This window comes from Pseudonocardia sp. 2-7, from assembly GCF_056341085.1.
This window is the reverse complement of record NZ_CP094507.1, coordinates 5,531,908-5,546,604: the sequence shown is the minus strand read 5'-3', so window position 1 is coordinate 5,546,604 and position 14,697 is coordinate 5,531,908. Positions and strand designations below refer to the sequence as shown.

At 73.1% G+C, this 14,697-nt stretch carries 15 protein-coding genes; 10 read left to right on the top strand and 5 right to left on the bottom strand.

Going from position 1 to position 14,697, the window contains the following annotated elements; translation table 11 throughout:
- The first annotated feature begins 506 nt into the window (after positions 1-506).
- From rpmH to MTO91_RS26800, 9 genes are all read left to right on the top strand, one after another.
- Complete coding sequence (rpmH, locus tag MTO91_RS26840; protein ID WP_020622600.1) at positions 507-644, top strand: 50S ribosomal protein L34; 138 nt, start codon at positions 507-509, stop codon at positions 642-644.
- A 27-nt stretch (positions 645-671) separates the two neighbouring features.
- On the top strand, positions 672-1,058 hold the full coding sequence (gene rnpA, locus MTO91_RS26835) for a ribonuclease P protein component (protein WP_062399033.1): 387 nt from the start codon (positions 672-674) through the stop codon (positions 1,056-1,058).
- 41 nt (positions 1,059-1,099) lie between these two features.
- Positions 1,100-1,465, top strand: a complete 366-nt coding sequence (gene yidD / locus MTO91_RS26830) for a membrane protein insertion efficiency factor YidD (protein ID WP_073573709.1) — start codon at positions 1,100-1,102, stop codon at positions 1,463-1,465.
- 40 nt (positions 1,466-1,505) lie between these two features.
- A complete protein-coding gene (yidC, locus tag MTO91_RS26825) occupies positions 1,506-2,645 on the top strand; it encodes a membrane protein insertase YidC (protein ID WP_476653217.1) in 1,140 nt (379 codons plus the stop codon).
- A 154-nt stretch (positions 2,646-2,799) separates the two neighbouring features.
- Complete coding sequence (locus MTO91_RS26820; protein WP_145983423.1) at positions 2,800-3,291, top strand: Jag family protein; 492 nt, start codon at positions 2,800-2,802, stop codon at positions 3,289-3,291.
- Complete coding sequence (gene rsmG / locus MTO91_RS26815) at positions 3,288-3,962, top strand: 16S rRNA (guanine(527)-N(7))-methyltransferase RsmG (protein ID WP_062399027.1); 675 nt, start codon at positions 3,288-3,290, stop codon at positions 3,960-3,962. The genes MTO91_RS26820 and rsmG overlap by 4 nt, the downstream gene beginning before the upstream one ends.
- A 70-nt stretch (positions 3,963-4,032) precedes the next feature.
- Positions 4,033-4,926, top strand: a complete 894-nt coding sequence (locus MTO91_RS26810; protein WP_405420726.1) for a ParA family protein — start codon at positions 4,033-4,035, stop codon at positions 4,924-4,926.
- Position 4,927: 1 nt separating this feature from the next.
- A complete protein-coding gene (locus MTO91_RS26805; protein WP_405420729.1) occupies positions 4,928-5,899 on the top strand; it encodes a ParB/RepB/Spo0J family partition protein in 972 nt (323 codons plus the stop codon).
- A 1,551-nt stretch (positions 5,900-7,450) separates the two neighbouring features.
- On the top strand, positions 7,451-8,371 hold the full coding sequence (locus MTO91_RS26800; RefSeq protein ID WP_405420732.1) for an aminoglycoside phosphotransferase/kinase family protein: 921 nt from the start codon (positions 7,451-7,453) through the stop codon (positions 8,369-8,371).
- Positions 8,372-8,417: 46 nt separating this feature from the next.
- Here MTO91_RS26800 and MTO91_RS26795 read toward each other — a convergent pair whose 3' ends face one another.
- Positions 8,418-9,368, bottom strand: a complete 951-nt coding sequence (locus MTO91_RS26795; RefSeq protein ID WP_062399020.1) for a D-alanine--D-alanine ligase family protein — start codon at positions 9,366-9,368, stop codon at positions 8,418-8,420.
- 89 nt (positions 9,369-9,457) lie between these two features.
- Entirely contained in the window at positions 9,458-10,828 is a 1,371-nt protein-coding gene (locus MTO91_RS26790) for an aminotransferase-like domain-containing protein (protein ID WP_476653215.1), read from the bottom strand.
- Positions 10,829-11,100: 272 nt separating this feature from the next.
- Here MTO91_RS26790 and MTO91_RS26785 point away from each other — a divergent pair, with 272 nt between their 5' ends.
- Positions 11,101-11,790 carry a GNAT family N-acetyltransferase gene (locus MTO91_RS26785; RefSeq protein ID WP_224401046.1) on the top strand — a complete coding sequence of 230 codons (690 nt, stop codon included), beginning with the start codon at positions 11,101-11,103 and terminating at the stop codon, positions 11,788-11,790.
- An 87-nt stretch (positions 11,791-11,877) separates the two neighbouring features.
- Here MTO91_RS26785 and MTO91_RS26780 read toward each other — a convergent pair whose 3' ends face one another.
- The 3 genes from MTO91_RS26780 to trxB form a co-directional block, all read right to left on the bottom strand.
- Positions 11,878-13,038: an N-acetylmuramoyl-L-alanine amidase gene (locus MTO91_RS26780; protein WP_073573702.1), complete on the bottom strand. Its 1,161-nt coding sequence runs from the start codon at positions 13,036-13,038 to the stop codon at positions 11,878-11,880.
- Positions 13,039-13,240: 202 nt separating this feature from the next.
- A complete protein-coding gene (gene trxA, locus MTO91_RS26775; protein WP_020622767.1) occupies positions 13,241-13,567 on the bottom strand; it encodes a thioredoxin in 327 nt (108 codons plus the stop codon).
- A 50-nt stretch (positions 13,568-13,617) separates the two neighbouring features.
- Positions 13,618-14,631: a thioredoxin-disulfide reductase gene (gene trxB / locus MTO91_RS26770; RefSeq protein ID WP_062399016.1), complete on the bottom strand. Its 1,014-nt coding sequence runs from the start codon at positions 14,629-14,631 to the stop codon at positions 13,618-13,620.
- Positions 14,632-14,697 lie beyond the last annotated feature (66 nt).

Here is a 14,697-nt window from a genome sequence, read left to right as displayed (position 1 = left end):
CCGCGTTTCCCCCTCCCGATCGACCGCCGTCGGCGGTCTGCTCCCCCGGAGCACTGGCGATGAGCCGTCCGGACACGAGGACTCGGCCTCGGGGGCGATGTATCCCCAGAGTTGTCCACACTTGTGCGTAAAGGTACGCAGCAGGCTCCGGCCGGTGCGCATCGGGGCGCCGGCCGTCGGTCGTGTGGAGGTCTCGGTCGGGGTGCGGGCGGTCGTTACTCCCGCGCCGGTCCCGGGCGGGGTCGGCGACGCTAGCAGCAGCCGTCGTGGCGGGCGTCCGGCGGGGTCGCGGCGCCCGGTGGGGGCGGTTTGACCCCCTCGAAACGCGCTGCGTACCCTTGACGACCGGACACCTGGTCGGATGGGCGTGTCGCGCCCGTCGAACGCGGCTCCCCGCATCTGTCGTTGTGGAGCGTCGTGTGGCCGGTGGCCCGCGAACCCGAGCCAGTGACCGTAGACATCTCGGCGTCGCAGGACGCCTGCGAACCGCCGACCAGGAGCCGACCGTGAGCAAGCGTACTTTCCAGCCGAACAACCGCCGCCGGGCCAAGACGCACGGCTTCCGGCTGCGCATGCGCACCCGCGCCGGCCGCGCGATCCTCGCTGCGCGCCGTCGCAAGGGGCGCGGCAACCTCTCGGCCTGACGGCCGGCGCCCCCACCGGCCCGCGCCGTGCTGCCGGCACACGCCCGGCTCACCCGCCGGCCCGAGTTCGCCTCGACGATCAGGCGCGGACGACGTGCCGGCCGGTCGAGGCTGGTGGTGCATCTCGACCTGACCCGCCCCGGCGGCGTGCCCGAGCACGCCTCGCCGAGGGCGGGTTTCGTCGTGAGCAAGGCCGTCGGCAACGCCGTGGCCCGGCACCGGGTCTCCCGGCGGCTGCGCCATCTGGTCGCGGACAGGCTGACGGCGCTGCCCGCCGGCGCGGCACTCGTCGTCCGAGCGTTGCCGCCCGCCGGTGACGCCTCGTCCGCCGAGCTGGCGGCCGACCTCGACTCCGCACTGCGCGCGGCGCAGCGGCCGCGCCGTCCGCGCCCGGCCGCGGACGGCCCGCGATGAGCACGGCACACGACGCGGCCCCGACGGGTGAGGAGGCTCCGATGGACGACGGAGAGCTCCCCGGCGCACGTCCCGGTGTCGGCGCGCGGGCCGCGATGGCCGCGGTGCGCTGGTACCAGGTGTGGATCTCCCCGAACCTGATGCCGAGCTGCCGGTTCCACCCGAGCTGCAGCGCGTACTCGGTCGAGGCGTTCCGTGAGCACGGCTTCGTGCGCGGTCTCGGCCTCACCGTGTGGCGGTTGCTGAAGTGTGCCCCGTGGCACCCTGGCGGGTGGGATCCGGTGCCGCCGCGCCGGCGGCGCAGCGACGGGGTCCCGCGCAGCGGCACCGAACCCGACCCCGGGCCGGAGCAGACGTCCACCGACCCGCCCCGGACCGAAGGCCTCTCACGCGGTACGGACCGCTGACCCGCGGGCCCCGCCCGAGACCACGAGGAGCAACGCAGCAGTGCTGGACTTCATCTACTACCCCGTCAGCTGGATCATGTGGGTCTGGCACAAGGTCTTCGGCTTCGTCCTGGGCGACGACAACGGGTTCGCCTGGGCGCTGTCGGTCGTCTTCCTCGTCTTCACGCTGCGCGTCATCCTCTACAAGCCGTTCGTCGTGCAGGTCCGCTCCATGCGCAAGATGCAGGAGATGGCCCCGGAGATGCAGAAGCTCCGGAAGAAGTACGCGAACGACCGCCAGAAGCTCGCCACGGAGATGCAGAAGCTCCAGCAGCAGAACGGCGCCAACCCGCTCATGGGCTGCCTGCCGATCCTGGTGCAGATCCCGGTGTTCATCGGTCTGTTCCACGTGCTGCGCGAGTTCAAGCCGGGCAAGACCGAGAACTACGTCTTCAACGCGGCCGAGAACGCCTCGTTCGTCGACTCGAGCCTGTTCGGCGCGAAGCTGGGCTCGGCCGTCTGGCCGCTGCAGAACACCGCGTCCGTCGCCGAGCTCGGTGGCAACCTGGTCTCGCAGTGGATCGTGATGATCCCGCTGATGATCGCGGCCGGCATCTTCACCCACATCACCGCGCGCCACTCGGTCGCCCGCCAGCAGGCGCAGATCGCCGCCGGCACCGTCGCGGCGAACCCGCAGGCCGAGATCATGCAGAAGCTGATGCTCTACGTGTTCCCGATCGGTGTCGTCGTCGGTGCGCCGTTCCTGCCGCTCGCGGTCCTCTTCTACTGGGTCGCCAACAACCTGTGGACCCTCGGCCAGCAGTACGTCGTCTACCGCAAGATCGACGCCGAGGAGTCGGACAAGGCCGAGAAGGCCACCGAGTCCGCCAAGGCCCGCGCCCCGCGCCCCGGCCAGAAGCCGCTCCGCGACGTCCGTCGCGGCTCCGCCGAGGACGTCCGTGAGATCGCCGACGAGCCGATCCAGCCGGCCGAGGAGGAGGCTGCCGAGGCGGCGTCCGAGGCCCGTGCCACCGGATCCGACGGTGCCTCCGCCGGCACCGGCGCGACCCCCGACGGGCAGCGCAACGGAACGGCCCGCAACGGGAACGGCAACGGTTCCGGTAACGGCCAGAAGAAGCCCGGGGCGAAGCCGGTGCAGAAGCGTCCGGGGGCGAAGGCCCGGCGCGGCAAGCGTCGCTGACCGTCCCACCGCACCACCCCGACAGACCCCGGCGCCCCCGCCGGCCCCGGCGGACCCCACCGCCGCGCGGGCCCGGGCGCGACGGACCGCGAACCGTTGACGAGAGGAGTTGCGCGTGCCCACCACCGCCAAGGAGCCCGCCGAGGGTCCGGACGTGCAGGACAAGCCGTCCGGCGAGAGCCTGCTGATCCAGGAGGGCGACGTCGCAGGTGACTACCTGGAGCGCCTGCTGGACATCCTGGACTACGACGGCGACATCGACCTCGACGTCGAGGGCGGCCGCGCCATCGTCAGCATCGAGGGCGCCGAGGACGACGCCGACCTGCAGAAGCTCGTCGGCGACAAGGGCTCGGTGCTGGAGAGCCTGCAGGAGCTGGCCCGCCTGGCCGTCCAGCAGCAGCTGGGCAGCCGCAGCCGGCTGATGCTCGACATCGCGGGGTGGCGTCGGCACCGCCGCGACGAGCTCACCGAGCTCGGCCTGGAGACCGCCCAGGAGGTCAAGGCCAGCGGCGAGTCCGCGCGGCTGCGCCCGATGACGCCGTTCGAGCGCAAGGTCGTGCACGACGCCGTCGCCACCGTGAAGGGCGTCGTCTCCGAGAGCGAGGGCGAGGAGCCGCGTCGCCAGGTCGTGGTCCACAAGAAGTGACCACCTCCCCCATCCCGACCCCGGAGGTCGCGGAGAAGGTCTTCGGCGACCGGACCGGGCTGGCCGTCCGCTACGTCGAGCACCTCGCGACCTCCGGGATCGAGCGCGGGCTGATCGGCCCGCGCGAGCGGGACCGGCTGTGGGACCGGCACGTGCTGAACTGTGCGGTCCTCGGCGAGGTCGTGCCCGCCGACGCCCGGGTCGCCGACGTCGGCTCCGGCGCCGGGCTCCCGGGGATCCCGCTCGCCCTGGCCCGGCCGGACCTGCGGATCGTGCTGATCGAGCCGTTGGCCCGCCGGGTGGAGTGGCTCGACGAGGTGCTGGGCGACCTCGGCCTGGACATCGTCGTCGAACGGGGGCGTGCCGAGGAGAAGCCCGTTCTGCGACGATGGGAGGGGGCCGACGTCGTCACCGCCCGGGCCGTCGGACCGCTGGCCCGGCTCGCGGGCATCTGCCTGCCCCTGCTGCGGCAGGGGGGTGCGATGCTGGTGCTGAAGGGCGCCTCCGCCCCGGACGAGATCGCCCGCGACGCCGCGGCGGTCCGTGCGCTCGGAGGGGGCGAGCCCCGGATCCACGAGACCGGAGCCGGTGTGGTCGATCCGCTGACCACGGTGGTCGAGATCCCGCGGACCGGCGCGCCCCGCCGCAACCGGAGGAAGGAACGGCGATGATGGGTGCCGGAGCGCCGTTTCACGTGAAACACCGACCGGGCACGAACCGTCCAGGAAGCGAGGGTCGCGCATGAGTGCCGGATGGACCCCCATCGCGGACGAGGCCGAGCGGGCCGCACGCGTCCTGCACCCCGACCGGCACGGCATGCCCCGCCCGGCCGCGCGCCGTGTCATGGGCGTCGCGAACCAGAAGGGCGGGGTCGGGAAGACGACCAGCACGGTCAACCTCGCCGCGGGCCTGGCCCTGCACGGCATCCGGGTGCTGGTGATCGACCTCGACCCGCAGGGCAACGCGTCCACCGCACTCGGCGTCGAGCACCGCACCGGCACGCCGTCGGTGTACGAGGTGATGCTCGGCGAGATCCCCCTCGAGGAGGCCGTCGCGGTCAGCACCGCGTCGCCGAACCTGCTCTGCCTGCCCGCCACGATCGACCTGGCCGGCGCCGAGATCGAGCTCGTCAGCATGGTCGCCCGGGAGTCCCGGCTGGCCCAGGCGCTGAACGACGAGACGCTGGCCCGGCTCGACGTCGACTACGTGCTCATCGACTGCCCGCCGTCGCTGGGGCTGCTGACGGTCAACGCGCTCGTCGCGGCGTCCGAGGTGCTCATCCCGATCCAGTGCGAGTACTACGCGCTGGAGGGGCTCGGGCAGCTGCTGTCCAACATCGACCTCGTCCGGTCGCACCTGAACACCTCGCTGCACGTGTCGACCATCCTGCTGACCATGTACGACGGCCGCACCAAGCTCGCCGACCAGGTCACCTCCGAGGTCCGCCAGCACTTCGGTCCGACGGCGCTGCGCACGGTCATCCCGCGCAGCGTGAAGGTCTCCGAGGCCCCCGGCTACAGCCAGACCGTGCTCGCCTATGACCCCGGCTCCCGCGGTGCGATGAGCTACATCGACGCGGCCCGGGAGATCGCCGAGCACGGGGCGAGCGGCGCCTACCGCCCGGACGGTCGCTGAGATGGCCGAGCGCAAGGGTGGACTGGGCCGCGGTCTCGCCGCGCTCATCCCCACCGGCCCGTCGGAGTCCGGTGACCGGCCCGGGAACAACGGGCCCGGCGCACCCCTGCACCGCCCGGCTCCGGCCGTCCGGCGCGACGACCACGAGCCCGAGACCCCGGTCGTCGACGGCGGCGCGGAGTACCGCGAGATCCCGCTGCGGCGGATCGTGCCCAACCCCAAGCAGCCGCGGACCCAGTTCGACGACGACCAGCTCGCCGAGCTGGAGCACTCGATCCGTGAGTTCGGGCTGCTGCAGCCGATCGTGGTCCGCCGGGCCGGTGTCGACTACGAGCTGATCATGGGCGAGCGCCGGTGGCGTGCGGCCCAGCGCGCCGGGCTGGAGACGCTGCCCGCGATCGTCCGGCACACCGCCGACGACGTGATGCTCCGCGACGCGCTCCTGGAGAACATCCACCGCGTCCAGCTCAACCCCCTCGAGGAGGCGGCCGCCTACGAGCAGCTGCTCGCCGAGTTCGGCGTCACCCACTCCGAGCTCGCCGACCGGCTCGGCCGCAGCCGGCCCGTCGTCACCAACATGATCCGGCTGCTGAAGCTGCCGGTGTCGGTGCAGCGCCGGGTCGCCGCCGGCGTGCTGTCGGCCGGGCACGCGCGCGCCCTGCTGGGTCTCGAGGACGCCGGGCAGCAGGAGGATCTCGCCACCCGCATCGTCGCGGAGGGCATGTCGGTCCGCGCGACCGAGGAGGCCGTCGTGCTGGCGCGGCACGCGGGACCTCCGCAGGAACGCCGGGTCCGCCGTCGCGGCGATCAGCGCCCGGAGTTCGTCGAGCGTGCCGACCGGCTGGCCGACATGTTCGACACCCGGGTGAAGGTCGAGATGGGTCAGCGCAAGGGCCGCATCGTCGTCGAGTTCGGATCGGTCGAGGACCTCGACCGGATCACCGGGCTGATGGGGATCAGCGAGCGCGACTGACCGGACACCACTCCCCTTCCCCGACGGCCGTCGTCCCCGTGGATGGCGGCCGTCGGTCTGTCCGGGCACTGGGGTGGCGGCGTGGTGTGACGCGCTGGACGGCTTCTGAGGGCGCCCTCAGACGGCCTCTGAGCCTTCGGACGCGTGAGGGTTTGATGGGGAGGCCGAGGTGGGTCTCAGGAGCCGTGTGGGGCCGCTGAGCCGTTGGTCCTGCCCGATTCATCGCTTTTCTCGGTTTGCCGATCGGTGCCGGGGTGCGTACTGGCCGGAACACGCCTGATTAGTCGTACGTATGTCTGAACTCGCCCGGCATCGATGGTGGTCGCGCGTGGATCGGCTCGTGGTGGGTCCCGGGCGACGGTCGTACGGAGTGCCCATCGGCCGGGCTCGGCCGACGAGCGGGACGGGGCGTCCGCCCCGGGGTCGCGTGGCTCGTGCGGAGCTGGGGCCCGCGGCTCTCTCCGGCGGTCTCGGTACTGCATGTGATCGGGTCCGCGGCGGACGGCGTCGATGTTTCACGTGGAACAGCGACGGAGGTCGTGGCGGGCGTCGGGCAGCGCGTCGGGTCCGGTCTCGTGAGCGGGTGGCCTGCGGATGCCGCAGCTCCGGGGTGGTCCGCCCACGCTGCGGGATCAGCCGCGTCGCGATCCCGTACGCGCCGCACGGACACGGCGACCGGGGCGAGGTCTCGTCCCGCCGAGGGCGGCCTGGGCGGTGCGGACCTCGTCGCCGCGTACCGGGTGCGGGCGACGCCGATCCGTGCGCCTCCGCGGCGCAGGGGGCTCGTCCGCCCGAGGTGGCAGCCGGACGCGCCGGTGGGATCGCCGCACCTCCGCATTCCCGGTGGCGCCCGGCCGGTGTCGCCGTCCGGCGACCGTGCCGGGGGACGGTCGGCCCGGATGCGCCGACCCGGTGGGCTGCGGCCGGCATCCGGGACGACCGCGCGTGCTGCGGCGTGGAAGCCGGTCACCACGTCCGGCCCGCAGGCCCCGGGTCCACCGACGCCCGGACCGCCGGCGCCCGGCCCAGGAGTGCTCACCCGGGAGTGCCCGGCCCGGGAGCGCGCGGCGGCCTGCGAGGCCGGTGTCCGCGCCGGCGCCATCGCGGGCAAGTGCTCGGCGCGGGAGTGCTCGGCCCGTCGGCACGGTTCCGGACGCGGAACCGCGCGTGGACCGGACGGTGCGGGATCGGGCAGGGCGGAAGCGGGCAGGGCGGAAGCGGGCAGGGCGGGATCGGGCAGGGCGGAAGCGGGCAGGGCGGAAGCGGGTAGGGCGGGATCGGGCAGGACGGAAGCGGGTAGGGCGGGATCGGGCAGGGCGGGACCGGCCCAGACGGAACGGGCAGACGGAACGGGGCAGGGCGGGATCGGGCCGGACGGTGCGGGATCGTACGGCGCAGGGTGGGATCGGACCGGCCGATGCAGCAGGGCGGGGCGGCCCATCGCAGCAGACTCGGGCACACACCGAGCGGCTCCGACCCCGCCCGCCCGATCCGCCCGGCGTCGCGTGCGTGTGTTTCACGTGGAACACCCCGATGCCCCAGGATGGCCCGGTGCTCACCGACGCCGAGCTCGCCGCTCGCACCCACCGCGCCGTCGACACCGCGGTGTCCGCCGCGCGGGACCACGGCTACCGCCCCGGCACACCCCGCGTCCTGCACGACCTGTTCTCGGTCGTCGTCGCACTGGAGCCGGAGCCGGTCGTGGTGCGGGTCCCCACCGTCCTCCCGCCCGGCCTCGATCCGGCGGGACAGGCGGAGCAGCAGCGGCGCGAGATCGCGGTCTGCCGGTGGCTGTCGGACGCCGGGCACCCCGTGGTCCGGCCCGCACACCCGGAGCGACCCGTCGCCGCCGGGGACCTGTCCCTCACCTTCTGGGAGCGCCTGACCGTCGTCCCGGACGGCCCGCCCGACGCCGGTGCGAGCGGCGCGACGCTCGCTCGGCTGCACACCGCGCTACGACCGTGTCCGGTCGAGCTGGACTGGATGCACCCACTCGACGACTCCGTCACGGCGATGCTCGACGCGCTGCGGCACGACACCACCCACGTCTCCCCCACCGACCGCGACCGCGCGCTGCGGGAGTGGGCGACGATCCTCCCGGTGCTCGGCGACGAGGCGGGCTGCGCCGACCGGTTCCCCGGCACACGCCCGCAGCCGGTGCACGGGGACTCGCCGGCGTACAACGTCCTGCGGACCCCGGACGGTCCGTACGACGCCGACCTCGAGCACGTCTGCGTCGGACCGGTCGAGTGGGACCTGACCTTCGCCGGCCCGGAGGTCGTCGTCGCCTACGAGCGGGCGGCCGACCGTCCCGTCGACGCCGAGCTGCTCGCCCTCTGCGAGGCGGCCCGGCTGGTGCAGCTCGTCGCCTGCTTCGCGATGGTCCCGCAGCAGCCGGGTCTCGGGGACGGGATGAGCCCGCTCCTGGAGCTGTGGCGGGCCTCCGAACCCTGCGGCGGCGTGCTCGGCTGATGTTCCACGTGGAACCACACCGCTGTGGTTCCACGTGGAACACCGCTCAGCCCTGCCGGGCCGCCGCGCGCTCGACGAGCGCCAGGTAGACCGTCGCGAGGTCGGAACCGTCCGCGGCCACCGCGGTCGGGAGCAGCGAGGTGTCGGTCAGGCCCGGCGACACGTTCATCTCCAGGACGTGCACATGACCGTCGGCGTCGACGATCGCGTCGGTGCGCGACACGTCGCGCATCCCCAGCAGCCGGTGTGCGGCCAGGGCGGTGTCGGCCAGCGCGTCCAGCACGTCCGACGGCAGCCGCGCCGGGCAGTGGAACGTGGCCGCACCGGGTGTGTAGCGGGACGTGTAGTCGTAGAACCCGGACGGCACCTCCACCTCCACCGGCGGCAGCGCGCGGGGCTCCTCGCCGTCGTGGACGACCGACACCGCGACCTCGGTCCCGGCGACGAACCGTTCGACGAGCACCGTCTCGGCGTAGGCGAAGCAGCTGACCATCGCGGCCGGCAGGTCCGCCGCGTTCCGGACCACCTGCACACCGAGCGCCGAGCCGCCCTGGTCCGGCTTCAGTACCAGCGGCAGGCCCAGGCGCTCGACGATCGCACCGAGCACGCCCTGTGCGCCCAGCTCACGGAAGGTCGAGTGCGGCAGCGCGACCCAGTCCGGCGTCGACAGGCCCGCGCGGACGAGCTCGGTCTTCACGCTCGGCTTGTCCCACGCCCGCCGGCACGCCCCGGACGGCGTCCCGACGAACGGGATGCCCAGCAGCTCCAGCACCTGCTGCACGGCGCCGTTCTCCCCCTCGCCCCCGTGCAGCGCGACGGCGACCGCGTCCGGCCGGTCGGTCGAGAGCCGCTCCAGCAGGCGCGCGTCGACGTCCCACTCGCGGACGTCGACACCGTTCGCGCGCAGCGCACCCGCCAGTCGACGACCGGATCGCAGGGACACCTCACGCTCGTGGGACAGGCCTCCGGCCAGCACGGCCACCGTTCGATCGCTCACGCGGGCATTCTGCGCCATGAACGGGAACGCCCCGGACCGGGAGCCGGTCCGGGGCGTTCCACGTGAAACATCGCCGTCGTCGGACGGCGTCAGGTCGTGTCCGGCGACGGGCTCTGGGTGCCCCGGGTCAGCTCGGGGCGGACCGGTGTCCCGAACGTCCGCACGACCTCCATCTCGGCCTCCAGTACCGCCGCCAGCCGCCGCACGCCCTCGGTGATGCGCTCGGGCGTCGGGAAGCAGAACGACAGCCGCAGCTGCCGGCTGCCGAACCCGTCGGCGTAGAAGCCGGTGCCGGACGCGTACGCGACCCGCGCGGTGACCGCACGGGGCAGCATCGCCTTCGTGTCGACGCCCTCCGGCACGGTCAGCCACACGAAGAACCCGCCGTCGGGGACGTTCCAGGTGCAGCCCTCGGGCAGGTACGTCTCCAGCGCGGCGAGCATCGCGTCGCGGCGCTCGCGGTAGTTCTCGCTGAACGTCTTGATCTGGCTGCGCCAGTCGTGGTGCGACAGGTAGCGCGACACCAGCATCTGCGTGAACGACGGCGGGCACAGCGTCGCCGACTCCGCGGCCAGCACCAGCCGGTCCCGCACCAGCGGCGGTACCAGCGCCCAGCCCACCCGCAGCCCGGACGCGAACGTCTTCGAGAACGACCCCAGGTACAGCACGTCCGGGTCGTACGAACGCAGCGCCGGGTGCACCTCGCCGTCGAAACCGAGCATCCCGTAGGGGTTGTCCTCGACGACCATCACGCCGTAGCGCCGGCACAGCTCCAGGATCCGCGGGCGCCGCTGGTGCGCCAGCGTCACGCCGGCCGGGTTGTGGAAGTTCGGGATCGTGTACAGGAACTTCGGGACGATCCCCTGCCGCGCCAGCGACTCCAGCGCCTCGTGCAGCAGCTCCGGGACCAGCCCGTGCTCGTCCATCGCGACGTGCACGACTCGCGCCTGGTAGGCGGCGAAGCTGCCCAGCGCGCCGACGTAGGACGGTCCCTCGGCCAGGACGACGTCGCCCGGGTCGACGAAGATCCGGGTCAGCAGGTCGAGGGCCATCTGCGAGCCGACGGTGACGACGACGTCGTTCGGGTCGGCCTCGATGCCCTCCTCCCGCATGACCTCGCAGATCTGCTCCCGCAGCTGTGGTACACCCTGCGCGGAGCCGTACTGCAGCGCGGACATGCCGTCCACGTCGACGAGCTCGGCCACCTCGCGGGCGAGGGACTGCAGCGGCAGCGCCGCCAGGTTCGGCATGCCACCGGCCAGCGAGACGACCTCGGGACGGCTCGCGACGGCGAACAGCGCCCGGATCTCCGACGCCGTCATCCCGGCGGTGCGGGTCGCGAAGCGCTCGGTGGGGGCGAGCGGGACCACGGCCCCCTCCCCTGCCGCCGCTGCCTGCGCGGCCGCCGCGGCCGCGGAACGGCGGACGTCGGGCTGCTGCGGGCGGTCGGGCAGGGTCATCGCATGCTCCTCTGCGAGGGGAAAAGGCTCGCCGAGTGTAACCGCGACGGGTGATCGGCCCGCCCTTCGTCGTGACGTTCGTACCGGTGGGCCTTCTCGGGGTGACGGGATCGCGAGAATCCACCTAGTCTCGGGCTGCGCGGGGTCACCGGACCCGGGGGCGGCCAGGGGGGACGGTTGCTCCGGCGCCGGGGTCGGGACCACGCCCCGGACGGGCCGGCCGCGCAGCAGCGCGTGCATCGCGCGACGACGACATCCGGAGGTCGGATTCCGTGTCCTGGCACGTTGCCGCGCTCAACCTCGACAACCTCGGCGATCTGCCGAAGCGGTGTCGCAACTGCGTCTACTGGGAGCTCTCACCCCAGCTCGCCGACCAGGCCGAGGGGTACGGCACGACCGACCTGGAGAAGGAGGCCTGGCTGTCGGAGGTGCTCCTCGAGTGGGGCTCCTGCGGCCGGGTCGTCTACGTCGGCGGTGCCCCCGCGGGGTACGTGCTGTTCGCGCCGCCGGCGTCGGTCCCCCGTGCCACCGAGATGCCGACCGGACCGGTCAGCGCCGACGCCGTCCTGCTGACCACGATGCAGGTGGCCCCGGAGTTCGCCGGCGAGGGACTGGGCCGGGCGCTCGCCCAGGCCGTCGTGAAGGACCTGACCCGGCGCGGGGTGAAGGCCGTGGAGGCGTTCGGCGACGCGCGTCCCGGCACCGAGTCCGACTGCGTCGTCCCGGCGGACTTCCTCCGCTCGGTCGGTTTCAAGACCGTCCGCCCGCACCACCGCTGGCCGCGGCTGCGGATGGAGCTGCGCTCGGGGCTGGAGTGGAAGTCCGACGTGGAAGCCGCGCTCGAACAGCTGTTCAACACGGTGACCATCCCGATGCAGACCGCGGCGCCGCGCCCGACGGCGACACCGGCCCGCGCGGGGTCCTGCCAGCTGTCGTTCGTGCCGCCCGCAGGGACGATCTGAGGGCGCTCTGAGCGGGCCGTGGACGGCCTCGGTGGCCCGGCCCCGGGTGAGGGGGGCCGGGCGGGGTGCTGCGGGTCGTGACGGGCCTCAGACGGCCCGGATCTCGTCCCTCGCGTACTCGCGGGCCAGCACGTCGTTGAAGGTGAACGTGCCGGTGGGCTGGTCGTCCTGCCCGAGCAGGTACAGCCGCTTGACGGCGACGAGGATGCCCTCGGCGACGACGTCGCGGAAGCCCGGGTCGAGCAGCTTGCGACGGTCCCCGAGGTGGGTCAGGTACCCGACCTCGACGCGGACGGCCGGCATCCGGGTCCGTCGCACGAGCTCCCAGGTGCACGTCTGGCTGCGGCAGTCGAGCATCGAGGTCCGGGTGAGCAGCTCGCGCTGGATCAGCCCGGCGAGCGCCTCGCCGACGTTCGACGTGGTGCCCGACCCGTTGCCGAAGTAGTAGGTCGCCAGACCCTGCGCGTGCGGGCTGAAGCTCGCGTCGGTGTGCAGCGACACGACCATGTCGGCGCCGACGTCGTTGGCGAACTGCGCGCGCTCGGTGTCCGGCGGGTTGCCGTTCTCCGGCCGGGAGAGCAGAGCCTCCATGCCGGTGGCCGACATGCGGCCGACGACCCGGCGGGCGAGGTCCCACATCAGGTCGGCCTCGGTGACGCCGCCGACGTCGACACCGCGGTCGTGACCGCCGTGTCCCGGGTCGATGACGATGCGCTTGCCGCGCATCCGCGGGCCGGCCCGGCGCAGCAGCTCCTGCTCGCGCATGAGGTGCGGACGCCCGCCGGTGACCTTCCGGCCGAGCTGGCGCAGCGCGCGCAGCGTCTCCGGGCCGCAGACACCGTCGGGGGTCATGCCGTAGTCACGCTGGAAGCGGATCAGGGCCTGCTCGGTCTGCTGGTCGAACAACCCGCTCGGCCGGCCCGGGTTGTACCCGAGCTCGAGCAGGCGTTCCTGCAGGTGGGCGACGTCGTCGCCGGTGGTGGGGGTGGAGAGCGTGAACGACAGCATCCGGTCGCCCAGGCTCCAGCCCGCCTCCCGCAGCGCGCGGGCGGTGTCCGGGCCGACGATGCCGTCGGTGATCAGGCCACGGCCCTGCTGGAACATGCGGACGGCGCGGTCCACGCCGTCGTCGAACATGTCCTGGGCGCGCGAGCCCGGCGGAACCGCCGGGAGCAGACCGAGCTGTCCCAGCGTCGTCCGGATCTCGCGTACGGCCGGACCGCAGTCCCCGCGCCGGAGCAGCTGCATGCACCCCTCGCTCGCAGTCGTGAGGCGCCGTGCGACGCCCGTGATCGGTCGGTTTCGCCCGGTGACCGGACGCGTGCCGGACTCATTGTGCCCTGCCCCGCCCCCGGAGGAGTGCAGCGGGGCGGATACGCGCGTGTCCCGGTTGTGATCAACCGGGACACGCAGCGTTATCTCCGTGCGCTATACAGCGCACGGACAGTGATCAGATGTGGTCGGCGAGATCGGCGAGCAGTGCCGCCTTCGGCTTCGCGCCCACGATCTGCTTCACCGGCTTGCCGCCGGAGAACAGGATCATCGTCGGGACCGACATGACCTGGTAGTCGCGGGCGACCTCCGGGTTGGCGTCGATGTCGAGCTTGGCGACGGTCAGCTTCTCGGAGTTCTCGCCGGCGATCTCGTCGAGCACCGGGGCGACCATCTTGCACGGGCCGCACCAGGTGGCCCAGAAGTCGACCAGGACGGGCTTGTCGCTCTTCAGGACGTCTTGGTCGAACGAGCTGCTGGTGACGTCGACGGTGTTGTTGCCCATGGGGTTCTCCTTCGGTCGCGGATGCGGGTCTGTCGGGTGCCGGTGGGCGGTCAGTGCGCGGCGTCGGCGACGGCGGCCGCCGGGGCGGTCTCCTCCGAGCCGTAGCCGCCACCGGCCATCTCGGAGCCGACCTCGTGGCCGGCCAGCCAGCGCTCGGCGTCGATCGCGGCCGAGCAGCCGGAGCCCGCGGCGGTGATCGCCTGGCGGTAGGTGTGGTCGACGAGGTCGCCACAGGCGAAGACGCCCGGGACGTTCGTGTAGGTGGTACGTCCGTCCACCTGCACGTAGCCCTCGTCGTCGACGTCGACCTGGCCCGCCACCAGCGCGCTGCGCGGGTCGTGGCCGATCGCGACGAACATGCCGGTGACGTCGAGCGTGCTGGTCTCACCGGTCACGGTGTCGCGCAGCTGCAGCTGCTTCACCGAGCCCTCGCCGGTCACCTCGGTGACCTCGGAGTTGGTGCGCCAGCGCATCTTCGGGTCGTTCTGCGCCCGCTCGTACATGATCTTCGAGGCGCGGAACTCGTCGCGACGGTGGATGACCGTGACGGTCTCGGCGAAGCGGGTGAGGAACGTGGCCTCCTCCATCGCCGAGTCGCCGCCGCCGATGACGGCGATGTTCTGGTCCCGGAAGAAGAAGCCGTCGCAGGTGGCGCACGAGCTGACGCCGCGGCCGAGGAGCTCCTGCTCGCCGGGGACGTGCAGGTAGCGCGGGGCGGCACCCATCGCGAGGATCACGGCGCGGGCCCGGAAGGTCTCCTTGCCGACCCGCACCTCCTTGACGTCGCCGTCGAGCTTCACCTCGTCGACGTCCTGCGGGCGCAGGTCGGCGCCGAAGCGCTCCGCCTGGCCCCGCATCTGCTGCATGAGCTCGGGGCCCATGATCCCCTCGGTGAAGCCCGGGTAGTTCTCCACCTCGGTCGTGGTCATCAGGGCGCCGCCGAACTGGCTGCCCTCGAACACGAGCGGGGCGAGCTGGGCCCGCGCGGCGTACACCGCAGCGGTGTAGCCGGCCGGCCCGGACCCGATGATGATCAGGTTGTGCACCGTGTCGTCGGTGGTCACCGGTACCGATCCCTCCTGGCGCGCCCGGGCGACGGGCGCGATGACGGGCCTGCTGGTGCCGGCCCG